The 26,159-nt window shown below is 55.8% G+C and carries 20 protein-coding genes; 2 read left to right on the top strand and 18 right to left on the bottom strand.

What is annotated here, in order from left to right:
- Window positions 1–109: 109 nt before the first annotated feature.
- The 18 genes from DL88_RS01775 to urtA form a co-directional block, all read right to left on the bottom strand.
- Window positions 110–1,009: an ABC transporter substrate-binding protein gene (locus tag DL88_RS01775; protein ID WP_169741519.1), complete on the bottom strand. Its 900-nt coding sequence runs from the start codon at window positions 1,007–1,009 to the stop codon at window positions 110–112.
- Between the two features lie 146 nt (window positions 1,010–1,155).
- Entirely contained in the window at window positions 1,156–1,617 is a 462-nt protein-coding gene (gene tolR / locus DL88_RS01780) for a protein TolR (protein ID WP_034990947.1), read from the bottom strand.
- Window positions 1,598–2,335 (bottom strand): protein TolQ, encoded by a 738-nt coding sequence (gene tolQ, locus DL88_RS01785; protein ID WP_034990949.1) that lies wholly within the window; start codon window positions 2,333–2,335, stop codon window positions 1,598–1,600. Before tolQ ends, tolR begins: the two co-directional genes overlap by 20 nt.
- Window positions 2,336–2,393: 58 nt before the next feature.
- Window positions 2,394–3,224, bottom strand: a complete 831-nt coding sequence (locus DL88_RS01790; protein WP_034990950.1) for a TonB family protein — start codon at window positions 3,222–3,224, stop codon at window positions 2,394–2,396.
- A 914-nt stretch (window positions 3,225–4,138) separates the two neighbouring features.
- On the bottom strand, window positions 4,139–5,668 hold the full coding sequence (locus DL88_RS01795; RefSeq protein WP_245270575.1) for a porin family protein: 1,530 nt from the start codon (window positions 5,666–5,668) through the stop codon (window positions 4,139–4,141).
- A 976-nt stretch (window positions 5,669–6,644) separates the two neighbouring features.
- Window positions 6,645–8,069: a tetratricopeptide repeat protein gene (locus tag DL88_RS01800; RefSeq protein WP_034990952.1), complete on the bottom strand. Its 1,425-nt coding sequence runs from the start codon at window positions 8,067–8,069 to the stop codon at window positions 6,645–6,647.
- Between the two features lie 2,032 nt (window positions 8,070–10,101).
- Window positions 10,102–11,259, bottom strand: coding sequence for a two-component system sensor histidine kinase NtrB (locus tag DL88_RS01810; RefSeq protein ID WP_051955464.1), 1,158 nt, complete (start codon window positions 11,257–11,259; stop codon window positions 10,102–10,104).
- Window positions 11,256–11,693: a hypothetical protein gene (locus DL88_RS20525; protein ID WP_051955465.1), complete on the bottom strand. Its 438-nt coding sequence runs from the start codon at window positions 11,691–11,693 to the stop codon at window positions 11,256–11,258. Before DL88_RS20525 ends, DL88_RS01810 begins: the two co-directional genes overlap by 4 nt.
- Window positions 11,694–12,031: 338 nt before the next feature.
- Window positions 12,032–12,835, bottom strand: coding sequence for an AraC family transcriptional regulator (locus DL88_RS01815; RefSeq protein WP_051955466.1), 804 nt, complete (start codon window positions 12,833–12,835; stop codon window positions 12,032–12,034).
- 336 nt (window positions 12,836–13,171) lie between these two features.
- Window positions 13,172–13,555, bottom strand: coding sequence for a response regulator transcription factor (locus tag DL88_RS01820; RefSeq protein WP_034990954.1), 384 nt, complete (start codon window positions 13,553–13,555; stop codon window positions 13,172–13,174).
- 167 nt (window positions 13,556–13,722) lie between these two features.
- The gene (locus tag DL88_RS01825; protein WP_034990955.1) at window positions 13,723–14,382 is read right to left on the bottom strand and encodes a response regulator transcription factor; all 660 of its coding nucleotides are present in this window, start codon (window positions 14,380–14,382) and stop codon (window positions 13,723–13,725) included.
- A 332-nt stretch (window positions 14,383–14,714) separates the two neighbouring features.
- On the bottom strand, window positions 14,715–15,092 hold the full coding sequence (locus DL88_RS01830; RefSeq protein ID WP_034990956.1) for an FmdB family zinc ribbon protein: 378 nt from the start codon (window positions 15,090–15,092) through the stop codon (window positions 14,715–14,717).
- A gap of 93 nt (window positions 15,093–15,185) precedes the next feature.
- Entirely contained in the window at window positions 15,186–16,418 is a 1,233-nt protein-coding gene (fmdA, locus tag DL88_RS01835) for a formamidase (protein WP_034990957.1), read from the bottom strand.
- Window positions 16,419–16,442: 24 nt separating this feature from the next.
- Complete coding sequence (gene urtE / locus DL88_RS01840) at window positions 16,443–17,132, bottom strand: urea ABC transporter ATP-binding subunit UrtE (RefSeq protein ID WP_034990958.1); 690 nt, start codon at window positions 17,130–17,132, stop codon at window positions 16,443–16,445.
- 11 nt (window positions 17,133–17,143) lie between these two features.
- Window positions 17,144–17,908, bottom strand: a complete 765-nt coding sequence (gene urtD / locus DL88_RS01845; protein ID WP_034990960.1) for an urea ABC transporter ATP-binding protein UrtD — start codon at window positions 17,906–17,908, stop codon at window positions 17,144–17,146.
- Window positions 17,909–17,928: 20 nt separating this feature from the next.
- The gene (gene urtC, locus DL88_RS01850; protein ID WP_034991309.1) at window positions 17,929–19,065 is read right to left on the bottom strand and encodes an urea ABC transporter permease subunit UrtC; all 1,137 of its coding nucleotides are present in this window, start codon (window positions 19,063–19,065) and stop codon (window positions 17,929–17,931) included.
- 13 nt (window positions 19,066–19,078) lie between these two features.
- Window positions 19,079–19,999 carry an urea ABC transporter permease subunit UrtB gene (gene urtB / locus DL88_RS01855; RefSeq protein ID WP_034990962.1) on the bottom strand — a complete coding sequence of 307 codons (921 nt, stop codon included), beginning with the start codon at window positions 19,997–19,999 and terminating at the stop codon, window positions 19,079–19,081.
- A gap of 184 nt (window positions 20,000–20,183) precedes the next feature.
- Window positions 20,184–21,464 carry an urea ABC transporter substrate-binding protein gene (gene urtA / locus DL88_RS01860; protein WP_034990964.1) on the bottom strand — a complete coding sequence of 427 codons (1,281 nt, stop codon included), beginning with the start codon at window positions 21,462–21,464 and terminating at the stop codon, window positions 20,184–20,186.
- Window positions 21,465–21,823: 359 nt separating this feature from the next.
- Here urtA and DL88_RS01870 point away from each other — a divergent pair, with 359 nt between their 5' ends.
- Together DL88_RS01870 and DL88_RS01875 are read left to right on the top strand one after the other, a co-directional pair.
- Window positions 21,824–25,219, top strand: coding sequence for a hybrid sensor histidine kinase/response regulator (locus tag DL88_RS01870; protein WP_034990967.1), 3,396 nt, complete (start codon window positions 21,824–21,826; stop codon window positions 25,217–25,219).
- Window positions 25,209–26,159 (top strand): response regulator transcription factor, encoded by a 951-nt coding sequence (locus tag DL88_RS01875; protein ID WP_034990969.1) that lies wholly within the window; start codon window positions 25,209–25,211, stop codon window positions 26,157–26,159. Before DL88_RS01870 ends, DL88_RS01875 begins: the two co-directional genes overlap by 11 nt.

The following is a 26,159-nucleotide window of genomic DNA, read 5'->3' on the forward strand; positions in this document are numbered from 1 at the left end:
ATGAAACGGCATCACGGCGACTATTGTGAATTTTTTAGGCGGTGTGTTGACAAAGCTCAAGCCTGCCCTTCTCGGCGGCTCAAGAAGCAAAGGATCCCCGGCGCCATGGTCAATGTAAAAGCACCTCGTTGAACCGCGCATCGAAAAATGGCGAGGTATCGAACGGCGCCGGGATGATTTTCGTCCTGGCATAGGCCGCGACAGTATCCTGTTGCTCGGTGACGATATGATCATCGATGGCAACCGGGGAATAGATCAGGCGTCCGAGGGCGTGACGGGCGATTGTCTCGGATAGCCCGGTTTCTTTCGCCCAAACAACCGCATAATCGTCAAGATGAGTCTGCGCCCAGACATGAGCCCTGGCGAGACGCCGGACGAAATCGGCAAGAAGATCATTGTTGGTCAAAACTGCTTTGTTCACCGCGACGAGATAGATCAATCCGCTGAGAAGCCCCTTGCCTCCATCGATGATACGCCTTGTGCCATCCTCCTGCTCCGACTGCGCGGTGTAGGGTTCCCAGGTGGCCCAAGCGTCGACGGAACCGGATTTCAGTGCGGCGCGTGCATCGGCCGGCGAGAGAAAGACAGGCCTAACATCGTTCAACGAAAGATGCGCACTCTCGAGCGCACGTGCGAGAATGTAATGACCGATCGAGCCACGGGCGACGGCAATCCGCTTGCCTTTCAGGTCTTCGGGATTGTGAATCGGCGTCTGCGGTGCGGCGAGGATGGCAGTGCTGGTTCCATCCGCCCGCGCAGCGTAAATGGCCTTAACCGGGGCCGAGGTTGCCGCCGCGAAAACAAATGGTGCGTCACCCACCCAACCGGCGTCGATCGCCCCGCTACGCAAGGCTTCAAACAGCGGTGCGGCAGCCGGAAACACCATCCATTCGATGCGATAGGACGTGTCCAATACATTGGCTGCGTTCATGAGCGCATGGAGACCGCCTTTCTGATCACCAATACGCAAAACGCGTTCAGTCGCCCGGCTGCAGTCAATCGATACCATGCCGAACAATGCCATCAAGAGCAAGATGAGGATCTGATGCGACAGAAACTTCATTGTTGAATGACAGCTAAAAAAGCGGCGCTCGCGGGATACGAGCGCCAGGAGGAGGAGCGGGAGGTACGAAAAAAAGTTCAAGACGCGTCGCTTTATGGCGTAACGGTTGCCGTTGGCGCGACCGTTGCCGGACTGGCGGGACCGGGGGCTTCGGACACGAGGGCGACCTTGGTGTAACCGGCGGAATTGATGAGGCCCATCACTTCTATCACCTTGCCATAGGCAATCGATTTGTCCCCACGGACGTGAATACGGCGATCCTTGCTCTCGGCATTCTGGCCAAGCACATACACCAGTTCCTCGGACGCGACTTCCGACTGATCGACGAAGAATTTGCCTGAACTGTCGATACTGACGGCGATCGGCGGTTTCTGCTCGTTCAGCGGCTTCGTCTGCGCTTTCGGCAGATCGACCGGAACACCCGTCGCCATCAAGGGAGCAGCGACCATGAAAACAATGAGCAGAACGAGCATCACATCGACCAGCGGCGTGACATTCATGTCGCTCATGGGAGCGGCTTCACCTCCATCGGCTTTAGGCGACGCGAAGGCCATTGCGATCTCCTTTCTTGGACAATTGACGGGAAAGCTCGATTTCAAAAACGTTAATAAAGGAAGAGAGTCTCTTGCTGTATTTGCTGATGTCGGTGCCAATACGGTTATAGAAGACAACCGCTGGAATCGCCGCCACGAGGCCGAGCGCGGTGGCAAAAAGCGCCTCAGCAATACCAGGCGCAACGACCGACAGGCTGGTGTTGTTGGAGGCGGCAATGCCTTGGAACGAATTCATGATGCCCCAGACCGTGCCGAAAAGGCCAACGAAAGGCGCGACGGAACCGATGGTGGCAAGTCCGGAAAGCGAGCTTTGCAATTGATCGATGGCATTGGAACTGGCAAGCTGCGCAACGCGATGAATGCGCTCCTGTAGACTTTCACGTTGACCATCGGTGTAGACGAGATCGGCGGAACGGGCATGCTCTTCGATCATCGCACGGTAGACGGCAACCAGAGGATCATTGACAGGGGCTGCATTGAAGCTCTCGGCGAGCGAAGATACTGGCAAACCCTGCTGTACGCTCCTGAGCAGTTTCTCTGCACGTTTATGCAATACACGCAGACGGATGAGCTTGTTGAAGATGACGACCCATCCCCAAACAGAGGCGAGGACCAGGAGAATCATCACCGTCTTGACGACGCTATCAGCTTGCAGAAACAGCTCGACCGGGGACAGGACGTGAGCAGCGGCCGGGGCAGCCGTGATGGGATCACTCATTGATTATCCTCTATGGGTTTAGCGTGGGAAGAATGATTGTCGAGACGAGGCCGTCGGCTCAATGCAGGCGGTAAGCAATGGCACCGGAGAGGGAGACCGGACGCGACATGCCGGAGGGCGGAAAGGGCGCGGCGCGGGCAAGCGCGGCGGCGGCGGCGGCGTCGAGGGCCGGATTGCCGGAAGGCGTGATGCTCTTTGAGATGAGTTCGCCGGAGGGCCCGATAACGATGTGATAGGGGACACGGCCGGAAGCGCCAGAAGCCAGCGCGGCACGCGGATAATTATTGCCAGCGACACGTGCAATACGAGCATGGACGAGATTGGCATAACCGGAAACCACCGCATTTGATGGTCCAGCCCCGCCAGTGCCGGCAGAACCGGGCGGCGCTGCGTGATTGGCTGAGGCTGCGGTGGGCTTTTTGACAGCGGGCTTCGCTGGCGGGGGCTTCTTCTCAACCTTCTTGACGGGTTTGGGTGGAATGGGCTTCGGCGGCTCAACCGGGACCACGGGTTCCGGCTCGACAGCGGGCGGAGGCGGCGGAGCCAGATCCTGCGGCGGCTCCTCAACCGGAGGCTCCTCCACGGGCGGCACCTCAGGTGGCTGTTCAACCGGCCTTTCTTCGGCGGTCGGCGGCGCCTCCGGTGCGGGCGCAGCGGGCTCGATCACCAATTCGAGCGGTTCTTCCAGCGGCGCCTCAACCGGCTTTGCTGAATAGGTGACTACGCCGGCGAGCGCGAGAGCATAGACAATGAGGACGATTGCCGTCGTACGGTAAGACGGCTTTGGCAATTCAGGAAGCAGTAACCCCTGCACGCCACCCTCGGCCTGAAACAGGTCGATATTTGAATCGGAAAAAGGAGAAGGCGAAGGAGCGAGCGCAGCCGTCATCGTGAAAAGCGTCCGTGCAAAATTGGATTATAAATATACTATTCTAGTAGATTTATAAATCAAGTGGATTTTATGCCCACGCAATCTCTTTTGCATCACGAGAAAGTTGGCATCCACAATCGCCCGGTCTCATCGAATATCGGGTCATCAATCGACCCACACTCAGAGAGCGATAAATTATTTAGGGAAAAAGACCTTACTATGCTTCTCCGTTGTCACACCGACATCTTCAAGCAGCGCGCTGAGACAATTGGCATTCGATGATATATGACCAACATCCGCAATCGCATTATCGGTGCTGCTTTTCGACAAAGAAGCCTCGGCAACCGCAGATTTCCTGGCAGGAACAGTTTTGGTTTGGGCTGGAGACTCCGGGACAGCACCTGAGGCAGGAGACTAAATCCCACGGGAGTCCACACAGCAAGCATGCGGCCCACTCGCCGCGCTGAGAAGCTGGATGAGGAAGGTATAGGCCAGAACCACGCGATATTTTAGATTATAAGCCTATAATCTAGCCACACTATCTCTGAGATTAGACTCATACTACTTTTTAGAAAATTTGAATTTTGACAAGTGAGCTTTTAGAGACTCTTGATACTTACTTCCTGACCGAAGAATATCATGGGGAAATCGGTTCCACTCAGGGCGTCAACTCATAAGCGGCGGTACATCAAATCTTGTCGCGACGAGCTTGACATAGCAGGTACTTGACCACAGCTTTCTCGTAACATCCCGTGATGATACGGACTTGTTTGATCCGGATCATAGCATCAAGGCCGAAGGACTGGCATCAGCCGTACAATCGACCTTTCCACTGTTGGTTCATTGAACAGAGGGTCAATCTGATTTCAACACCACCAGACGACCCTCAGACACCATTATCGCTAGCGAGCCATCCATCGCCAACTCTCACGCTAAAACGCGAGGACGGATCCGAAAAGCATCGCATTATTACTATAGCCAGATCCCGTTTGATTCTTTTGCGTCGTGTGTATGTATTCAGCCTCGAGGGACATCCACTCCGTCAGTTTATAGCGGGCAAATCCCATATAGGCGTCACTGGACCGGATGAGTGTGCCGGGATCTCCATAGACGGAATCAAGCAGGCTTATCCCCCAGCTGGCACCAACCCTGAAGCGATCGGAAATTCGGAAACTACCCTGCGCATAACCACCATAAGATTGACGTTTCACACCATTTACAGAAATGCCATCATAGAATAGCGCTGCCGTCCCGAGTCCATTGCCGTAATAGGCGGAAACGAGAAAGCTCACGGGCGCAATATCGAGTTTTATGCCGCCATCAACCCCATAGGCACGGATATTCGTCCCGGGCGCCAAATTGACAGCATCCCCAACCTCTGCCCTATGCTGCTGCGTCAAGGCACTCGTCCATAGGGACAGGCCAACGCCCTCCGTCAGGACGCCGGCATATTTCAAACGGCCCTGGATCATCGGTTGGTCATGGGCCGTCATCGTGCCTGAATCACCAGAGAAATTAAACTCCTGCAAGGGAGTGAATGCACCAATCGAGAATGTCACGCCATTGAAATTTGGTGATGTATAGCTGATTTGCGGAATATAATCCGCATAGAGATATCCATAACCAATATGCGCAAGCGTTGAATTATGCGGTGTCGAATTGAAGAATGGAACACCCGCGCCGAAAATCGCGTCATCGTTAAAGAGGGAATCCGATGCGAACAACCCGACATCACGTCCAATCTTGATAGTCCCAAATTCCGGCGTGCCGATCGTGCCATAAACTTGACGCGCATCAATACCTGGAGTGCCGAGCGCCACCGCCGCGCCGCCGCTATTGGCATTGAGGAAACCGGTATTGATATTTGAGCCACCCGTGTAAAGGCCCAATGTGAAACCAAGATCATAGCCCATCTGATTGGTAGACAGACTGAGAAGCAGCAAGCTCGGAGGCACGCCTCCACGGATCGCAAAGCTGTTATTCGCGCCTGTTGTCATCAAGGCGCCATCCACTTGGGGACCATGAGTCGGATTAAAGACCTGTGAGGCGAAGAATGTAACCGCACCGCTCAAACTGACATCGACATCACCAATGCGTACGCCAAGCCCTTTCTTAGCGGCTTTGACATACCGGTCATCCGGCGAAGCTATATTGACCTTCTGATCCGGAGAGCCAAGATTGGCATGCTTGATATTTTTGCTTCGTGTCCTTTGAGCCTCGACCTCACTTTCATGCCTAGCTTTCAGCTTCTTGAATTCCGACGAGGTCAGAATTCCTTTGCGCTTGAGTTCTTCCAGCAATTGATCGGTCGTATCGGCATGAGCAAATTCAATAATGGGAGACAGGCTTAAGCCAAAACCAAAAAGCAGTCTCGTTACCGCAATTCTACTGATAGAAAAACCTTTCGCTCTCTGGATTATCGGCATCTTCCCCCTCCCCTTTTTCAAGGCAGAAATGATCATTCTGCTTCACCCCCGATCGACACTTGTCATCAACCAAGAGCCCGCCCGTCACTCCCAATGACGAACGCCCAGCCTCTCAAGCGATGCCGTATCATAGAGATAACCAGCATCAAAGTTTCAGGATTCACGCCCTGACTCATGCTTTCGTCTTTGGCACATAGGAAATATGCGCCAAAGGCGGAACGGAGACTGGATCTTCTCTGTAATTTCGCACATTAAATATTTTTTACACCCACCCCAACACCAGATGTATCCATATGACCTTCAACATTTTCGATTCTTATAAATATTTGAAAAATGAGTATCTATTTACACATGAGGGCAACGCATCTCCCAAAGGTCCTATGTCGTAGATCGTATGCATCATTATGGAACATCTCTGACTTTCGAAGTACTTTATAGAAATACTATTATTAATTTCATCCAAAGATTAGACAAGATCCATGAAAGCATTATGCACGGTCGCGTTTGGATAATTCGACAAGGACTCACCGCCGTGACCAGCATATAAATACTTGTTTCAATTTTCTTGATGCTGAAAAATAATCGGCAGTGAATACTCAATGGACTTCGCACGAGCAGCACGAGTAGAACTTCCAAGGCAACACCGCCAAGCAAGAGCGCTGCAGGAACTACCCAGCAGACACGGACCATATAAATATTATCGCAGATCCCGCTTGAAACGGGCCTAATTGTGCTCCATCCGCCGCTGATGACGCCAGACAGAGCTATTACCATGCTCAATCATCATAATGAATGTATAATTTAAATATAGCGCACCTGAAGGTGCACGAAAGCCTTTCATAGCAAGTAAAAGCGCGCCTATCAAAGCGGCATTTTTGTATTTTTGTTGCATACCTTGCGTTTAAATGCACGTGTCTGTGCAGGACCAGGTAGTCCAAATGAAAAAACTTGTGGGCTGTTTGAACAGCCCACAAGTTCATAACAACTAACAAAACAATAAGCCTGACGCATGTCAGCGACGAACGGTTTCCCGACTGGCAAACAACTTATCAATCGTATCGCGCCAATCTTCCAATTGTGCCGTCATCTTCTTATCATCATCGAGCTTCTGCAAAATCACCCGCGCTTCACGGATCAATTGAATATTTGTATTGACACCACCGACTTTCAGTAAGGAAGCAACGAGATCGCTCTGTGTTTGCAAATTCTGAGGATCATTGGCTGCCAGTTCACGATTGATTTTCAAACTATTCTCATAAGCTTCCCGGGCGCCAGACTTATCGCCAGTCCCCAATTTCAGGTCACCGATCCGGTTGAGCGTCAACACGACGTCACGTTGCGCGAATTTGCTTGTCGTCCCGGTAGAGGCTAGCTGGTGGGACACATCCAGACTTTGGTTATAGGCATCAAGCGCGCCTGGTATATCTGCAGCCGCCCGCTTAACGTCACCAATCATCGCGAAATTCAGGGAAGCATCGCGCCGCCAATCAGCATTGGCGGGATCGAGATTGATCAATCTATGACAAACTGCAGCATTTTCCTGATAGGCGTTGAGCGCGCCAGGCAGGTCACCAAGACTCTTCTTCAAATCTCCGATTCTCGAAAGAGCAAGTTTGGTATCACGTTGCCATTCCTCATTGCCCGGGTCGGCGGAAATAAGCTTGCGATCCATATCCAGGCTAGCCAAGTAGGATTCAATCGCTGTTTTTTGGTCGCCAATATCGCGGCTGACATCGCCGACCATGAAAAGACCTACAGCGACATCATGCTGCCATTCCTGATTGGCCTCATCATTGGCAAGCAGCCGACGCGCGATGGTCAGGCCTTCCTTATATGCTTCACGCGCTCCTTTGTGATCTCCGATCGATTGCTTGATCTCGCCGCTTTTGATGAGATTGACAGCGACATCGCGCTGCCATTCGGCATTGCCAGGATCAGCAACGGCAAGCTTACGTTCAGCCCCGAGGCTCGACTCATAGGCTTCAAGAGCACCTCGCAAATCACCGGCAGCCCGTTTCATATCCCCGATCATGATAAAACTAATGGAGAGGTTGCGTTGCCACTCTGTATTCTCGGGGTCGATGGCGACAAGTTTACGTCCAACCGCAAGACTCGCTTGATAAGCCTTCTCGGCTCCTTTGCTATCACCGGAAGCGCGCTTCAAATCGCCCTGAGTGATGAATTCCAGCCAAACTGCATGTTGCTTGTCGGGATCTTTCTTTTCCAGACCAGCCGGGTACGAGATTGCACCAACATCAGCGGTTTGAGGACCAAGGGGAGAAGCATGCCCCTCAAATGCAGGCATTTGTATAAAGAGTGCATTGATTGTTAATGCCCACGCTATCTGGCTGCCGGCATCACTGCGCACGCATTGCTGACCCCGCGCGAAAAACCGCACACTTTTGATCCCATGCGTAATAAAATACGGCCAAGCCATGCCTGTCACCTCCCCTTTTGGACCCATTTCCCGGGCCATTATCAATATTAAACTATTATTTAAGCTGCCAAAATTACTCGGCAACCGTCTAGCTTATAGATTTGTCTGCAAATATGAATGATATTGAATGCGATATCAAGTCTTGTCACCAAAAACCAAGGCAATGCATCTATTCAAGTGAATTAATGTATTACTGCCACAATGCCCGAAAATCCGTTCCCCGTGTAGTCCGTGAATTTTCAGGAAAAGTCTAAAATCAAGCGAAAGATACGACCATCACTTCCCAATCCTCCTTCCCTCCAAGAGCTTTTGTCATCTTAGGGCGTTATTACTGCCTCCACAGCAACACCCCGTTTAGATCAAGAAGAGATTGAAAATATGCTTGCTTCATCATCCGCGGGATGAATGTCCACAAACATACAGGGGTCGGAGCCGGCACGATACTCTGGTAGTTTGAATCGAATATGTGTCCCTGCCGATGTGAAATGGACCGCGTGACTTTGACAGCCTCATCGATACTGCCGCCCCGCCTGAGCCTGCCGCACATGCGAAAAATGCAATGATGCATTGCACAAATCATTGCTAGTCAATCGCTTCAACAGGTTTATATCTTCTGCCATAAAGCTGCTAAGCCCAACAGCTTTATGGCAGAAGATACCAATAAATGCCATGATTTCCGGGGCTTGGAGGAGGGTGGATCAAGGATCGTCACGCGACACTTTCTGCAGGCTGAATTCTTATATCCAACGGCATGAAAATGCCCTCCAATAGGATTTTTTCTAAATTTCGTAGTCCCGACACAAACATTCAAGCGGGCTTACTTTTCGGGATTTTAAATTTCAGTTAATTGATCTACAGACAATAATATCTTTCATTTTTACCTTATTTCGCATCCAAACAAACGGTTTTAAATTTGCGCAATGGCTGTCGAGATAAAACAACGGGAGACGGTTCGACCACGACCCGCCCTAAGATAAAAGCTTAACTCATAGGTGTATCAGCTCGATCTATGGAAGAAGCATCCTGAGATCGAGCGTAGCGGCAGAAAGTCTCTGAGGTCCTCATGACCCACCGATCTACGGCCGCACAATGGTTGAGGAACGTTCAATGAAATATCGTCTTATAGCCGCATTCATTGCTGTAATGGCCTTCGCGGGCCAGCCTTCTGCGGCGGAAGTTTTCGATCCTTTCCAGTCCCTGCTTGAAAAAATGCGAGGCGATGCGCCCGAATACTCCCCTCCGGCATCGGCGCCTCACAGCGGAGGCTCCCAGTCCCAGGCGATGCCAGCGCCGACCCTTCACCCCCATGTTTATCCCTATAAAGGGACGCATAGCCGGTAATCTTCCCTCTTAACTGGGAAGCAAGCAAGAGAGCGGGAACGGGTGCAGCGGAGTCAGGAATATCGGGATCATCCGTCGAGCACCCTCCCACGACACGCATCTTGCCAAAATATACCACTATCCTGAAGGAATAAGGTGGCGAAATCTTATAAACCATTGGAATAAAATGCTTTATAAGATCGGAACCTGGAATCCCTACGGAATTCTTGTATACCATCCTTAAAACCGGGCCATAAGCTCGGCCCTGTCCTGTAAGAGCCGCCACACCATCATCCCTTCGATACATGAAATTCCGGCACGATGGTCAGATAGCCGAGGGTCATCAATTCCAAGATACGTGTGTATTGACTTGCTTCAGAGACATCGGATGATTCCGAAATGCTTTATCTGGGCGACGATATCCTGGCTTGGATGATAAAGCCTGACAAAATTTCCTCCAGACGCATCAATCCCGCAGACAGAATGGTCCTTGTACGTTGGCTCGGGCTACAGATCATGACGCCTGATGACGAGACATGGCATAGCGCAATGATCAATACCCCCCGCATTTCCGGTTTCCAATCCCGATCATTTTTACGCTCTGCTGAGGAGGAGACAGCGACACTCTCGCTGGCACCGCTCCGGGAGCAACTGTTCCGGGCAAGAAAGAAAAGAGAATATCGAAGACAATACCCTTTGAACCGCGGATACTCTAAAGGCGCGCTACTTCCTCGGCGCGGTCAACATGCTCGGCGACAAAACCCGAGACCGACACTCCGTCAGAGGGGTCCTCGGCCCCATGCAGTGGTATCGCAACGGTGAAGGTCGTGCCAGAACCCTGATCAGAGGTGACACCGATCCAGCCGCCATGCGCATCCACGATCGAACGGCTTATCGACAGGCCCATTCCCATGCCCTGCGCCTTCGTGGTGAAGAAAGGCGTAAAGAGCCGGGTAGCGGCATCACTATTGATACCTGGTCCACTGTCACGCACCTCGATGATCGCGCATTCCGCTTCAACCTCGGCGCGCCATTGCCGCCACGAATGGATTGTCAATTGTCTTTGACGATCCGTGACCTCGACCATGGCCTGAATGGCATTGACCACGAGATTGAGCAAAACCTGTTGAAGCTGGATGCGGTCAGCCTCCACCATCATCATCGCAGGATCGAGCGCGAGATCGAGAACAACAGCGCCAGAAAGCCTCTCGCGTTCGACGAGCGGCAAAATATCATTGACGATTTCGTTGATGTCGAAGAGCGTCCTTTCCGCTTTATCCTTTGTTGCCAGGGCGCGCAGCCGCGTCACCACCTGATCGGTCCTGCGCGCATTGGCAATCATGCGCTCAACACAGGCGCGGACTTCCAAAAGATCCGGCACATCGCGCAACAGCCAGCGCAAACAGCTGTCACCATCAGTCACGACCGCAGCAATCGGCTGACGGACTTCATGGGCGATCGAGGAAGCGAGTTCTCCAAGCGTCATGACCCGCGTCATATGGGATAATTCGGCGCGGGATTTGTTCAGAGCCTCCTCCGCCCTTTTCTGCTCGGTGACATCGGCGTTGATTTGCAGAATCGCCATGGGCGCGCCATGCGCGTCGCGCTGCAATGACCAACGGCTGTCCACAATCACCTCCGATCCGTCCCTGCATGTATGGTGCAATTCACCTTGCCAATAACCCGTCCGCTCGAGTTCATCGGGGATATCGGCCAGATTGGTGGCGTTTGCATACAGCAAATCTTGAAGGCGAAGGCCGAGCACCTCCGCTCTGGTCCAGCCATAGAGGGACTCCGCTCCCGCGTTCCAACAGCTGATGGCGTCTCGGCCGTCACGCACATCCCGCACGATGATGGCATCACGCGTCAATTCGAGCAGAGCCGCCTTTTCGCGCCCCCCCCCCTTTCTGCGCGCTGCATGATGACAGCGAGCAATGTCGAGGCGCTGATGACGATGCAGGCGACCACGCATCGTCCGATGGCCTCGTCCTGATATGCCCCGGCGTGGGTCATGAAGAAGCTGAGTAAGGTCAAACCGATAGAGCCTACCCCAACGAACAGGACCTCCCTTCCCGGCAAGGTTTTGGCGGAAAAAACCACGACGACCGCATAAAGCGCGGCGATCGCTATATCGATTTGCGTGAATGTATCGAACAGAAAGATCCCGGCGCAAAAAACAACGACCAAAATGCGATCGATCAGTGGGTTATGCCAAATTCCGTCGACCAGTTTTTCCCCGGTGGAAAAATGCAATCGCTTTGTCGTTCCTGCTTCGGCTTGCTGTGTCATCAGCCTCGTCATCATCCGCCGCCCTCTTCCGCCCCGCCGGTGATGCTGCCCTCGCCCACGCCTTGTGCATCATCACGCCGTGCAGACTATCGATACGGTAAGCGCCAAGACGAGGCTTGTCGAAAACTCCGCATGCATCCTAATCGAGGTGACGGTGGTACTCCAGAGGCGTCATACCGGCCATGCGTGGAAAGGCCCACACGAAACTCTGGATTGGGAAGAAGAGCGGCAGCGCGAGGCGCGTTCGCTCAGCGGGAATATGGCTCTGTGCGATCAGCTTCATCGCCTGTTCGAGACGTCTCCGGCGGAATGAGATCGCAGGTTATGATGGAAACGGCTCACGATAAGCCGCTTCACTCGGCATGAGCGCAACGCCATTGATAGGGCGTCTCCCCTGTGATGCGCCGGAAAACGGTCGTGAAATGCGCCTGGGTCTGAAACCCGACGGCAAGCGCGACCTGGACAAGCGGTTCCCGTGTCTCCCGCAAAAGGTCCTGGGCACGCTCAATGCGCCTTCTCACCAAATATTCATGAGGCCTCAGGCCCGTGGCACGGCGGAACTGAGCGGAAAAATGCATGCGCGAAAGCCCCGCCGCAACCGCCATATCGGCAAGTGTCACCGCCCCGGACAAATGTTCGTCGATATAGGTTACGACCCGCTTTAACCGCCATTTGACGAGGCCGGATTTCGTCCGCTGCTGCTGCGGCACCTCGTCGATTTCCACCTGCGGCCGCTCGATCGCCTGGTCTCCGGCAGTCCCAAAGACGCGGGTGACGACGGCAAGCCTCAGGGCATCGGCATAAAGACCCGAGAAAGGATCGCTGCCACGCTCGGCCGCTTCAAGCGCGCAGGTGAGTTGGTGCACCACGGGATCCTCCATCATGGCAGCGCCCGGCGACGGCACCGCGCCAAGCCTTGTGTCCGCGACCGGAAGCGCCCCACCTTCTCTCACTGCATGCAATGCGATGCGCACGCGCCGTGTCTCGGGCTCCAAGACCGTTGGAGCGATAGCCACCACGACCCCCAAATGATCAAGACGTAGCGAAAACGCCTCGCCGAACGACCAAGAGTCCGGAAGCACCGATGGCGGAAGCCTTTGCGCGGTTTGGGCGGTCACGGCCTGAGCCGGTTGCGGCAGGGAAATGTGAATGGACATTGTGAAACGCCGGTTTTTCAATGTTGCAGGAAGCCCGTGACACCAAACGACAAATCGGCGCTTGCCTCTGAGGCTGTCGGATTTGCCGCGTCACCGGCTGGTGATTAACAAAGAATAGCGACGTCGCCTGCGCAATCCATTCTACCTGGGTTTGGCAATGTCCATGATGGGTTTCGTCTCCCCATACTTTGGTATGTGCCGCGACGATTGCCTCCATTGCTGGAAGCCGCGCTCCACCGACTATTCTCCAGGCGCTGAGTGATTTCTCAAAAAAGATGGGCCATTGCGGAAGAGCGCCACATCGCTCAGGCAAGCTGGCTGCCTGATGACGCGATGTCAGTATGATCCGGACACATTCCCCAAAGCCTTTTCAAGACAACCGATCAGTACAGCACCATCGAAAGGTTTGCGCAACAGATCGACCGCACCAGCTGCGCGGACTTTGCGTTGAAGCCTTTCAGCCGGAAAGGCAGTGATGAAGATGATGGGGAGTGTCTCGCCGCATTTCTGAAGGTGCGCCTGCAATTCCACACCGCTCATGCCGGGCATCTCGACATCTGTAATCAGGCAGGCCACCTCGCCTCGCGCGGAGGATTGCAGAAAATCCGTCGCGGACGCAAAGGTACTGGCGTCATATCCAAGCGATCTGACGAGACTCGCGATAGCGGTGCGAACCGCCTCATCATCGTCGATGATGGCGATCCTCAGATCATGGGACACTGGGCTTTTCCTCTTGACGATCGACGCGGCCACGCCGTGCGATAAAGCCGGCCCCCAAAATGTCCTTCCTTGGCCTCAAGAGAAATCATACACTAGTTTGATACCGGATCGCCCGCGTATCATCCAATGGCTTTCCACCGCCGCATTTCGCCAGCCGATGACCTGAATCAACCCGCGAATTTGGAGAGCCCAAGCCGTTCAGAGGCGCGCACGAGATCGGCGACGGATCGTACATCCATTTTCCGCATCACATGACCGCGATGAATTTTCACCGTGATTTCGCTCAGGCCCAATTCACCGGCGATCTGCTTGTTCATCAAGCCCTGTATCACATAGCCCATCACTTCCTTCTCGCGCGCCGTCAGACTCTGGTAGAGCCGATGCAATCCGGCGACGGATCCTTCTGCTTCACGCCGTTTCCGGTCGGTTTCGAGGGCTGAATGAACCGCGTCGAGCATATCCTGATCACGAAACGGCTTGGTCAGAAAGTCGATGGCCCCTGCCTTCATCGCACGGACAGACATTGGAATATCCGCGTGGCCGGTCATGAAAACGATTGGAATATGAATGCCGTAGCCTGCGAGTTGGGTCTGGAAATCGAGGCCGCTTACGCCCGGCAACCGAATATCGAGCACGAGACAGCCAGGCACCTCGGCGAGCTTCGCCTCCAAAAGTTCCGCGGCCGACCCGAATAATTCGACCGCCAAGCCGACAGAACGGAAAAGGCTGCTCAGCGCCTCGCGCAAAGCATCATCATCATCGACGATATAGACGATGCGATCAGCTTCAGTCCGCGCTCCACGTCCAGCTTTCGAATTTGGACTCACGCGAAAACCCCATGCTGAATTGGCAATGCAATCACCAGCGACGCAACGGGGACCTGACTCCCCTCCCCGGCGCGGCCGTAGCATTCAGGCTTCTACGGCCGATCAGACACCACAAAAACCCGCGCCGCGCTCACATCGCGTTTGACTAGCATCGAAACGGGGGGCTGCAAAGAATTTTAGCACCGCCCCGCCCTTGGCTCAGGGGCATCATCATCTCTCACACTTCCCGCCTCTGGGGCGTCTTGGATATATCCAAGACGCCCCACTCAAAAATTGGGGTATTTTCAAAAACCACGGAACCGCAAAGCGGTTCAACATTATCGGAAAATGCTCTAATGGCTGATCATCCAGGGGCGGGCAGTCGGAAAGCTTTTCGCTCCCTGCGGCGTCGTCAGCATGGGACGCTTGCCGCTCCGGCTCGCCCCGCCGGTCGAACAGCACTTACATCCTGCCCCGTGTTTTGCCGTTTGCCTTTCCGTCTGTTTCGCTTTGTATTCGCCGCTCGTCATCGGCGCATGGCTCGCGCGTTCATTAACCGCATAGGCCTCGAAACGCGAACGCGACATACCGCTGGCACGCGGCGCCGTCAGGAGCACGCGCGGCGCAGCCGCGCCACAATCCGGACAGGGCTGGGGCTCATTATATTCGCTCATCGGACGCATCGCGGTGAAGTCACCACAAGCCTCACACAAATATTCATAAACCGGCATGGGCAGTCCTCACAGGCGCTATCATGAATAAGTGCCATCGCGACGGAGAACGGGACGCTCGCTGCGCCCCGTTCATCATGAAAATGGACGCGCTCAGAGATCCTGCGCAATCGGCATATCGATCGATCCGTCCAGATATTTCACCGGACCCGCCGCCGAAGGATTGATGTCGAAATCGAAGATCTCCGTCGGGATCCACAAGGTGGCGCAGGAATTGGGAATATCGACGACGCCGGAGAAATGGCCTTGCACCGGCGCGGTGCCGAGGATCGAATAGGCCTGCGCCCCGGAAAAACCGAATTTCTTGAGATATTCTATGGCGTTGAGGCAGGCTTGGCGATAGGCCACATTGGCGTCGAGATAATATTGCTTGCCTTCCTCATCGACGGAAATCCCTTCGAAGATGAGATAATCCTTATAGTTCGGCGTCACTGGCGAAGGCTTGAAGATCGGATTTTTGATACCGTATTTCGACATGCCTTCCTTGATGAGATTCACTCTGATGTGCAGCCATGCGCCGAACATTTCGATCGCGCCGCAGAAGGTGATCTCGCCATCGCCCTGGCTGAAATGCATATCACCCATCGACAGACCGGCGCCCGGCACATACACCGGGAAATAGATCTGCGAGCCGCGCGAGAGATCCTTGATGTCGCAATTGCCGCCATGTTCACGCGGCGGCACGGTGCGCGCACCTTCCGCCGCGACCTTCTCCTTCTCCGCGCCGGTGAGCCGGCCGAGATGCGCGGTACGGGCATGCGGCGGATTGGCGAGCGGCGGCACACGGACCGGATCGGTGGCAATCAGCGCCGCCTCACGCGCATTCCAGGTCTCGAGCATGGCCTTGCTCGGCAGGGTGCCAATGAGGCCCGGATGCACGAGGCCCGCAAAACCCACGCCCGGAACATGCCGCGAGCGGGTGAACATGCCATCGAAATGCCAGACCGACTTCTGCGCCAGTGGGAAATGATCGGTGAGGAAGCCGCCGCCGTTTTTCTTGGCGAAGAACCCGTTGAAGCCCCATTCATGACCCTTCAGCGGGCCAGCGTCGAGAATATCGACCACCAGAAGATCACCGGGTTCCGCACCCTTCACTCCGATCGGCCCCGAGAGATAATGTACCGTGGTGAGATCGACATCACGGATATCATCGGCGGAATCATCATTTTTGATGGCGCCGCCGGTCCAGTCGACAGTTTCGACGAGAAAATCGGCACCGGGCTCGACCCAAACCGCGATCGGAATGTCGGGGTGCCAGCGATTATGCAGGTTCTCGTTCTCGGTCGCCGGCCGCGACAGGTCGACGGAAATGAGTGTATCAGGCATAAAAGGCTCCGTATGCGTGAAAGATCAGACTGAAAGAAATTTTGCGACCTTGGCCTCATCGACATCGGCACGCAGATCTTCATGGACGATGTCGCCGTTCTCGATCACCAGCACGCGATCGGCTATATCGAGCGCGAAGGACAACACCTGTTCCGAGACGACGATGGAAAGGCCGCGTTCATCGCGTATGCGCTTCAAGGTGCGGCCCATTTCGCGAATGATCGAAGGCTGAATGCCTTCCGTCGGTTCGTCGAGGAGCAGCACCTTGGGGCGCGTGGCGAGCGCCCGGGCGATAGCGAGCTGCTGCTGCTGGCCACCGGAAAGATTGCCGCCGCGCCTGTTCTTCATTTCGAGCAGAACCGGGAAAAGATCATAGAGATCGGCCGGCACCCGGCTTTCACCACGGGGGATCAGTCCGGTCTCGATATTTTCCTCGACCGTCATGCTGGAAAAGATCATGCGCCCTTGCGGCACATAAGCGACACCCTCGGTGACACGTTCGTAGCTCTTGAGCCGGGTGATATCTCTCGCTCCGATATGCACCGAGCCGCTGCGGGCCGGAATGATACCCATGAGCGACCGCATCAGCGTGGATTTACCCATGCCGTTACGGCCCATGAGGGCGACGATTTCATTGGGTGCCACATGGAGATCGAGACCGTGCAGCACCTCGCTCTGGCCATAGGCGACGACAAGCTTAGAGACATCGAGCATGATGGTGCTCCTCAATGACCGAGATAGACTTCGATGACTTTTGGATCCGCCTGGACCTTGGCCATCGAGCCTTCGGAGAGCACCTTGCCCTGATGCAGCACCGTGACCTTGTGGGCGATATCCTCGACGAATTTCATGTCATGCTCGATGACGATCACCGAACGGTCCTTGATGATCGTGTTCAGCAGTTCCGCCGTCTTCCGGCGCTCCGAGACGCTCATGCCGGCAACAGGTTCATCGAGCATCAAAAGCTCTGGATCCTGGATCAGCAGCATGCCGATTTCCAGCCATTGCTTTTGTCCATGGCTGAGATATTCCGCGCGCTGGTCTAGATGATCAGCAAGAAAGATCGTCTCGGCAATATTGCGCACACGCTCCTTCACCGCGGAATCACGGCGAAACATGAGTGCGCCGAAAACGGACCGGCCTTTCGGATAGGAAATCTCCAGATTCTCGAAGACGGTGAGATCCTCATAGATCGACGGGTTCTGAAATTTGCGGCCAACGCCCGCCCGCACGATCTCATGCTCTTTCATCGTGGTCAGTTCGCGGTCCTTGAACCGGATCGAACCATCCGTCGCTTTCGTACGTCCGCAGATGAGGTCGAGCACCGTGGTCTTGCCCGCTCCATTGGGACCAATGATCACCCGGATCTCGTTCTCATCGACATAGAAGGAGAGATTGTCGACCGCCTTGAAACCGTCGAAGGAGACCGTCAAACCTTCGACAGCAAGAACAAAATCTCTCGTCATCGGCGTATTCGGTTGCGCATTCATGGGATTCTCCCTCGTGCACGTCATTCGGCGATTGCCGGGGCGCGGGTGCCCGCCGGCGCGGCTTTGCCTCTGCCGCCGAAGAACCGGCCAAGGCGCGGAGAAACATAGGTCTCATAGAGACCGGCAAGACCATTCGGGAAGACGAGCACTACCGCGATGAAGAGGCCCCCTAGGCCGAACAGCCAAAGCTCGGGGAATGTCTCGGAAAGCGAGGTCTTCGCCGCATTGACGAGCAGCGTGCCATAGACAGCCCCGAGCAGGGACAGCCGGCCGCCGACGGCGCAATAGATGACCATTTCGATCGAAGGCACCGTGCCGACAAAGGATGGCGACATAAACCCGACCTGCAGCGTGAACATTGCACCGCCGACCGCCGATACAGCGGCAGCGAGACAGAAGACGAAGACCTTGAAATTGGCGACGTCGTAACCCGAGAAGCGGACACGATCCTCCTTGTCGCGCATGGCGACGAGAATGCGGCCGAGCTTGGAGGATTTCACGAAATAGGCGAGCAGGATGGAAGCGAGCAAGAGCCCGACGCAAACGAAATAGAGAATGGTCTTCGCCGCATCCGTGCGTATGTCCCATCCCTGCAACGTGCGCAGATCGGTAATCCCATTGATGCCACCGGTATATCCCTGCTGACCGATGATGAGGATCGTCAGGATCGAGGCGATGGCCTGGGTGATGATCGAGAAATAGACACCGCTTACCCGCCGCTTGAACATGGCAAAACCGATTATTGCGGCAAATAGGGATGGCACGGCGATAATGGCGAGCAGCGTGAAACCGAGGCTGTGAAATGGCCGCCAGAAGAACGGCAGTTCGGTGAGCTGGTTCCAGTCCATGAAATCCGGGATACCGGGAGTGGACTGAATCTTCGTATTCTCGATGCTTGATGCTTCCAGCTTGAGATACATAGCCATGCAATAGCCGCCGAGGCCGAAGAATATGCCCTGGCCGAGCGAGAGAATGCCGGCATGGCCCCAGCACAGGACAAGCCCCAAAGCCACGAAGGCATAAGTCAGATATTTACCGACCATCTGCAGGCGAAAGCCATCGAGTGCGAGAGGCAGGATGACGGCGAGCAGGATGGCGAGCAGCACAATGCCGAGCATATCCTTGCGGGCGAGAAAGAAAGTGCGATCCGATGTCATCATATGCGCCTCCTCAACGCCGAACCTTGATCGTGAACAGGCCTTGCGGACGGATCATCAGAATGATGACGACGCCAAGCAAGGTGAGGACTTTCGCCATCGAACCTGAGAGGAAGAATTCGAGCGTCGATTGCGTCTGCGAAATGGTGAAAGCCGAGGCGATGACGCCGAAGAGGCTCTGCGCGCCGCCGAAGACGACAACCAGAAACGTGTCGACGATATAGAGCTGACCGGAGGTCGGACCGGTCGAGCCGATCATGGTGAAGGCGGATCCCGCAATGCCGGCGATGCCGCAGCCGAGTCCGAATGTATAACGATCGGTCTTTTCCGTATTGATGCCGACCGCTCCGGCCATCACCCGGTTCTGCATGACCGCGCGAACCTGTTTGCCCCAGGCCGAGCGATAGAGCAGAAGATACACAGCGAGCGTAATGACGATAGTGAGGCCCATGACGAAGAGGCCATTGATCTGGACCTCGATCGACCCGGTAACCGGCAGTGAGCCCATCATCCATTGCGGCAGATCGACGCCCACCTCGCGCGCGCCGAAGATCGAGCGGTAGCTCTGCTGGAGGATGAGGCTCAGGCCCCATGTGGCGAGCAACGTATCGAGCGGCCGCTTGTAGAGAAAGCGGATGAGGCTCCATTCGACGAAGAGACCAAGCGCACCCGAGGCCAGAAAGGCCACCGCCATCGCGACGAAGAAATAGATCGGATAAAGCGACGGCAGATAGGCCTGAAACACGAGGGACGTGAGATAGGTCATATAGGCGCCGAGGATCATGAACTCGCCATGCGCCATGTTGATGACCCCCATCTGGCCGAAGATGATCGCCAGACCCAGGGCCATCAGGACGAAGATCGAGAACAGGATCAGGCCCGAAAATGCCTGCATCACGAAGATCGAACCGAGATCGCCAAGCGAATAATCCATGGATATCGCCTTTCCCGAACAGGGGCCCAGCACCGGAAGGCGAGACGGTTTCCCCTGCCCGGCACTCGACGCATCGTGGGATTGAAGAGGCATCACACGCGGGCAAACCTCGCGGGCGGTGCTTCAAGGATGGCGCGCCAGCCTCGAAGACCGGCGCGCTGGTTCAACGGATCATTGATATCCCTTATTGATATCCCTTGGGGAACGGGTTCGGCTCGACGAGGTCGGGCGTCTCATAGACGACCTCGAACTGGCCGTTGACTTGCGCCTTGCCAACCCGCGTCCGGCTCCACAGATGATGGTTTGGATGGATGCGGACATAGCCTTCCGGCGCGTCCTTGAACTCGATGCCGGGAGAGGCCGCCACCACCTTGTCGACATCAAAGCTGCCAGCCTTTTCCACGCTCAGCTTCCACAGCCAGGGGCCGAGATAGGCTGCCTGCGTCACATCGCCGATGACCGCCTTTTCGCCATAGGCTTTCTTGAAAGCCGCTACGAATTTCTGGTTGTTGGGATTGTCGAGGGATTGAAAATATTTCATGCAGGCAAAGGCGCCCGCAATATTTTCGCCGCCAATGCCCAATATTTCGTCCTCGGTGACGGAAATGGTGAGCAGGGTCTGCTTGGAAAGATTGATGCCCGCGGCCTTGAGCTGCTTGTAGAAAGCCACGTTGGAACCGCCGACGACGATCGCATAGATCACATCCGGACGGGTCAGCTTGATCTTGTTGATGACGGAATTGAATTGCGTATGCCCAAGCGGGAAATATTCCTCGCCGACAACCTTCCCCTGCAAATGGTTTTCGATATGTTTGCGCGCGATCTTGTTGGATGTGCGCGGCCAGATATAGTCGGAGCCAATGAGATAGAAGGATTTGGCACCCTTCGTCTTGTTGACCCAGTCGAGACCAGCGATGATCTGCTGGGTGGCTTCCTGCCCCGTGTAAATGACATTCTTCGATTGTTCCAACCCTTCATAGAAGGTCGGATAATAGAGGATGCCGTTATATTGCTCGAAAACCGGCAGCACCGCCTTGCGCGAGGCCGAGGTCCAGCAGCCCATGACTGCGGCGCATTTATCATTGACCAGAAGCTTCTTCGCCTTTTCCGCGAAGGTCGGCCAATCGGAGGCCCCATCCTCCTGAACATATTTGATCTTGCGGCCAAGGACACCGCCTGCGGCATTGATCTGGTCGATGGCGAGCTTCTCTGCCTCGACCGATCCGGTCTCGGAAATCGCCATCGTACCGGTGATGGAATGCAGAATGCCGACTGTGACATCCGTATCCGTCACCGCGAGCCCCGTCGTATTCACCGCCGATGTCGCAGGCGTCTCGGCGAAGGCGGAACCCGCAAACATTCCGACGGAAGGCAGGAGCGTGGCCGCGGGCAGCGCGGAAAGCACCTGCAGCGCCTTGCGGCGGCTGACAGAACGCCCGTTCGGATGATCATCGTTCGAAGACATAGGTCCCTCTCTCCGGTTGCACCTGACCGGCTTCACATCGGTAGATCGACATGGCTGAGCCTGTTCACACGCAGGTGATACGGCCAGTTGGTACGGCCTGGCGTGCTTGTTTCGAGGGAGAACATTGACGCTTAGCTGTGTCACAGCAATACGTGGATTACCGTATAGGGGTTTACCGCGCCCCGGCGGACATTAGGCACGCCTTCTCCCAACCTTCGCCGTGGATTGGTGCGTGTTTCGGCGTGGCGCCCGGTGAGCCTTGCTCATCGCGGCGCCACATCGCCAGACGGCGAAAGAGCAGGAGCATCGTGGGAAAGGAAAGGCAGATATCGATCGACGAGGCAGCGAGGCAGGCCCCGATGGCGGCGGAGCAGAAGATCATCCGGGTGCGACGCCGTTACAATCAATGGGTCGTCAACGAGACGCTCGAAGATTATGCGCTCCGCTTCACCGCGAAAAACTCCCGGCGTTGGTCGGTGCTGCGGGTCGCCAATACCGCGCTCGGCGCCGTCGCTTTTCTGGCTCTGGAGGCGATTGGCGGCGCCATCACCCTGAATTATGGCTTCACCAATGCGGTGGCGGCCATTCTCACCGTCTGCGCACTGATCTTTCTCACTGGCCTGCCCATCAGCTATTATGCCGCCAAATATGGGGTCGATATCGACCTGCTCACGCGCGGCGCGGGCTTCGGTTACATCGGCTCGACGCTGACATCACTGATCTACGCCTCATTCACCTATTTGTTCTTCGCCATCGAGGCGGCGATCATGGCACTGGCTCTCGAAATGTGTTTCGGCGTCCCGCTGATGCTCGGCTATTTCGTCAGCGCCCTTCTGGTGATCCCGCTCGTCACCCATGGCATCACATTCATCAGCCGCTTTCAGCTCTGGACGCAGCCGCTCTGGATCCTCCTCAACGTCCTGCCGCTTCTGTTCGTCCTGGACCATGCCGACAGTGACCTGATCAAAGGCTGGGCCGAATTCGCCGGCCTCGGCGCTCATGCGAGCAGCGCCTTCGATCCCATAAGCTTCGGCCTCGCCGCAACCCTCGTCTTCGCGGTGATTCCGCAGAACGGCGAACAGGTCGATTTCCTGCGGTTTCTGCCGCGACGCGCCCAAGGGGCGACGCCCGGCGTCTCACCCCTCGCCTGGTGGGCGGCGCTGATCGCGGCGGGTCCCGGATGGATCGTTCCGGGTGGATTGAAAATGCTTGCCGGCTCGTTCCTCGCCTATTTCGCGGTACTGCATGGCGTGCCTTTCAGCCGTGCCGCCGAGCCGACACAAATGTATCTGCTCGCCTTCGAAACCGGCCTTTCGCCGCAGGCGGCACTTGCTTGCACTGGCCTGCTGGTCATCATCGCCCAGCTCAAGATCAACGTCACCAATTCCTATGCGGGCTCGATCGCCTGGTCGAATTTCTTCTCACGTCTCACACACAGCCATCCCGGCCGCGTCGTCTGGCTGGTGTTCAATGTCACTATCGCCTTGATGCTGATGACGCTCGGCATATACAAGGCTCTCGTCAGCATTCTCGGCTTCTTTTCCCTCGTCGCGGTCGCCTGGGTTGCGGCCATCGTAGCGGATCTCGTGGTCAACAAGCCGCTCGGTCTCTCCCCCAAGGGCATCGAGTTCAAGCGGGCGCATCTTTACGACATCAATCCCGTCGGAGTCGGCGCGTTGATGGCCGGAAGCCTTGCCGCCATGATCGCTTTCGCCGGGACCTTCGGTCCACTGCTCCAGGCCTTCGCTCCCTTCGTGGCGCTCGGCGTTTCCTTCAGCACCTCGCCACTCATCGCCTTTCTTACACGCGGCCGTTATTACATCGCCCGCCATCCGCGCGAGAACTGGCACACACGGGAGATGGTGAAATGCTGTATCTGCAAACATAAATTCGAGACAGAAGACATGGCCTATTGTCCCGCCTACGACGGGCCAATCTGTTCGCTATGCTGTTCGCTCGATGCCCGCTGCCATGATCGCTGCAAGAAGAACGCCCGCTTCCCCGAGCAGATCGTAGCCGCGCTGGAGACCATTCTTCCCGCCTGGATGATGAGGTATGTCAATTCCCGCCTCGGCCACTACATCGGCGTCCTCACCGTCTTCGCCATCGTCAATGCCGCGATCCTGAGCGTGCTCTATCTGCAAGCCTCCATGGCCTCGCCCGCGCAACAGAAAGCGATCGGCACCATGCTTTTCACGCTCTATTTCATCCTGCTGCTCATCGCCGGCATCGCCGCGTGGCTGTTCGTGCTGACGCAGGAGAGCCGGCAGGTCGCGCAGGAGGAAAGCCAGCGTCAGACGATGCTCCTGCAGCGCGAAATCGTCGCTCACAAACGGACCGACGAAAAACTCCAGAAGGCCAAGGAGGTGGCGGAAGCCGCCAATCACGCCAAGAGCCGTTACGTCGTGGGGTTGAGCCATGAATTACGCACGCCGCTCAACGCCATCCTGGGCTATGCGCAATTGCTCGATCGCGATGAATCGATTCCCCCCCACAGACGCAATGCCATCCATGTGATGCATCGCTCGGCCGATCATCTTTCCGGCCTCATCGACGGGCTGCTCGATATTTCCAAGATCGAGGCTGGACGCCTGCATCTTTCGCGCGATGAGGTGCGGATCGGGGAATTCCTCGACCATATCGTCGATATCTGCCGGTTCCAGGCGGTGGATAAAGGCATTGATTTCGTCTACACGCGCTGCGACCATCTTCCGTCCGTCATCTACACCGACGAGAAACGGTTGCGCCAGATCCTCATCAACCTTTTGACCAATGCCATCAAATTCACCACGCAGGGTCGAGTCGCACTCAGTGTCAGCTACCGGTATCAGGTCGCCAAATTCGAGATCGCGGATACCGGCAAGGGCATCGAACCGGAAGATCACGAACGGATCTTCCTGCCCTTCGAACGCGGTGAGCGCGCGGGCACCTATTCGACAAGCGGCATCGGTCTCGGGCTCACCATTACAAAATTGCTGACGGAAATCATGGGTGGTGAGATTTCCCTTGTCTCACAACCGGGCTGCGGAAGCACGTTTACGGTGAAGATGATGCTTTCAGAGGCGCGCGAGCCGACGCGCCTGCGCCCGATCGAACAGCGCATTCATGGCTATCGCGGCGCACGCCGCACCTTGCTCATCGCCGATGATGATCTTTCCCATCGCGATCTCATGCACGAATTGTTCACCTCTTTGGGCTTTACCGTGCTTACCGCCCAGGACGGCTATGCCGCCATCGAGATGGTGCGGGAATGGAGCCCGGACCTTCTGTTGCTCGATATTTCCATGCCGCGCCTCAACGGATGGGAGGTCGCGCGGCAGCTCCGTGACGAAGGCTTCAGTGCCCTGCGCATCCTCATCATCTCCGCCAATGCGGGAGAAATTCTCGAAGACATGACGGGAACCCGCTATCACGACGATCAAATCGTCAAGCCAGTCCATCTGCAAAGCCTGATGGCGAAGGTCCAGGCGCTACTGGATCTCGAATGGACACATGAAACGCAAAATAATGCCCATTCCGGGAAAACCGAAAATGATCCCAAGAGTTTTCATCCACCGGATGCGACGATGATCGCCGAACTGACCAAGCTGGGCGAAATCGGCTATATCCGCGGCATTCAGGCCAAGCTCGACGAGATCGAAAACACGTCATCCGACTACAATGCCTTCGCGGCGCATATGCGCACCCTGATCAATGCCTTCGATCTGAAGCAATTTATGTCTGTTCTGGAGGCAGCCCATCACGATGACACCTGATACGCAACGGCGCAATACGGTGCTCGTCGTCGACGATTCACCTGAAACCCTGAGCTTCCTCACCGATACGCTCGAAGACTCCGGCGCGACAGTCCTCATCGCGGTCGACGGCGCGAGCGCGCTGTCGCTCGTCGAAAGGATCACACCAGACATCATTCTCATGGATGCCATCATGCCGGGCATGGACGGTTTCGAAACCTGCCGCCGTCTGAAGCAGAACAAGAACGTCATGCATGTGCCGGTCATCTTCATGACAGCCCTTTCCGACACGGAACAGATCGTCAAGGGCCTGGAAAGCGGCGGGGTCGATTATGTCACCAAGCCGATCGTGCTCGACGAACTGATGGCGCGTATGCGTGTCCATCTCGCCAATGCGCGCGAGACCTATAGCGCGCGGGCGGCGCTCGATGCCGCCGGCCGTTTCCTGCTTTCCGCCGATCGCGAGGGCCGCGTGCTCTGGAGCACACCCCAGGCGAACATCCTGCTCGCAAGCGCGTTGGAAGCAGACAATGACGCTGGTGGCGATTCTCTCCTCCCCGAACCCGTGAGACGCTTTCTCGGTGGATTGGAAACGAAAGCCAGGGGCAAGACCGCAGGCGACGAATGTTCGATTGATTGTGCTGGGCGTAAACTCAAGATCAGCTTCGTCAGCCAACTCGGCCAGAACGAGCTTCTGCTCAGGGTCGCGGAAGAAAATGCCGAGCCGCCGGAACAAATTCTGAAGATACGCCTAAACCTGACGGCGCGTGAAGCCGAAGTGCTGACGTGGGTCGCGCGCGGAAAATCCAACCGCGACATAGGCGAAATCCTCGGCCTCTCGCCGCGTACGGTGGATAAACATCTGGAACAGATTTACGCGAAGATCGGTGTCGAGAATCGCGCCGCGGCGACCGCGCTCGCCATCAAGACTCTTTCGGGACCGGACAGCGCCGCTGTATAA

Source organism: Beijerinckia mobilis (assembly GCF_000745425.1).
GTDB classification, from domain to species: domain Bacteria; phylum Pseudomonadota; class Alphaproteobacteria; order Rhizobiales; family Beijerinckiaceae; genus Beijerinckia; species Beijerinckia mobilis.

What these genes read in the sequence shown, in the direction of transcription:
- DL88_RS01775 (WP_169741519.1), bottom strand. Translation starts at nt 1,009, where the DNA reads ATGGTATCGATTGACTGCAGCCGGGCGACTGAACGCGTTTTGCGTATT.
- tolR (WP_034990947.1), bottom strand. Translation starts at nt 1,617, where the DNA reads ATGGCCTTCGCGTCGCCTAAAGCCGATGGAGGTGAAGCCGCTCCCATG.
- tolQ (WP_034990949.1), bottom strand. Translation starts at nt 2,335, where the DNA reads ATGAGTGATCCCATCACGGCTGCCCCGGCCGCTGCTCACGTCCTGTCC.
- DL88_RS01790 (WP_034990950.1), bottom strand. Translation starts at nt 3,224, where the DNA reads ATGACGGCTGCGCTCGCTCCTTCGCCTTCTCCTTTTTCCGATTCAAAT.
- DL88_RS01795 (WP_245270575.1), bottom strand. Translation starts at nt 5,668, where the DNA reads ATGATCATTTCTGCCTTGAAAAAGGGGAGGGGGAAGATGCCGATAATC.
- DL88_RS01800 (WP_034990952.1), bottom strand. Translation starts at nt 8,069, where the DNA reads ATGGCTTGGCCGTATTTTATTACGCATGGGATCAAAAGTGTGCGGTTT.
- DL88_RS20525 (WP_051955465.1), bottom strand. Translation starts at nt 11,693, where the DNA reads ATGATGACGAGGCTGATGACACAGCAAGCCGAAGCAGGAACGACAAAG.
- DL88_RS01815 (WP_051955466.1), bottom strand. Translation starts at nt 12,835, where the DNA reads ATGTCCATTCACATTTCCCTGCCGCAACCGGCTCAGGCCGTGACCGCC.
- DL88_RS01830 (WP_034990956.1), bottom strand. Translation starts at nt 15,092, where the DNA reads ATGCCGGTTTATGAATATTTGTGTGAGGCTTGTGGTGACTTCACCGCG.
- fmdA (WP_034990957.1), bottom strand. Translation starts at nt 16,418, where the DNA reads ATGCCTGATACACTCATTTCCGTCGACCTGTCGCGGCCGGCGACCGAG.
- urtE (WP_034990958.1), bottom strand. Translation starts at nt 17,132, where the DNA reads ATGCTCGATGTCTCTAAGCTTGTCGTCGCCTATGGCCAGAGCGAGGTG.
- urtD (WP_034990960.1), bottom strand. Translation starts at nt 17,908, where the DNA reads ATGAATGCGCAACCGAATACGCCGATGACGAGAGATTTTGTTCTTGCT.
- urtC (WP_034991309.1), bottom strand. Translation starts at nt 19,065, where the DNA reads ATGACATCGGATCGCACTTTCTTTCTCGCCCGCAAGGATATGCTCGGC.
- urtB (WP_034990962.1), bottom strand. Translation starts at nt 19,999, where the DNA reads ATGGATTATTCGCTTGGCGATCTCGGTTCGATCTTCGTGATGCAGGCA.
- urtA (WP_034990964.1), bottom strand. Translation starts at nt 21,464, where the DNA reads ATGTCTTCGAACGATGATCATCCGAACGGGCGTTCTGTCAGCCGCCGC.
- DL88_RS01870 (WP_034990967.1), top strand. Translation starts at nt 21,824, where the DNA reads ATGGCGGCGGAGCAGAAGATCATCCGGGTGCGACGCCGTTACAATCAA.
- DL88_RS01875 (WP_034990969.1), top strand. Translation starts at nt 25,209, where the DNA reads ATGACACCTGATACGCAACGGCGCAATACGGTGCTCGTCGTCGACGAT.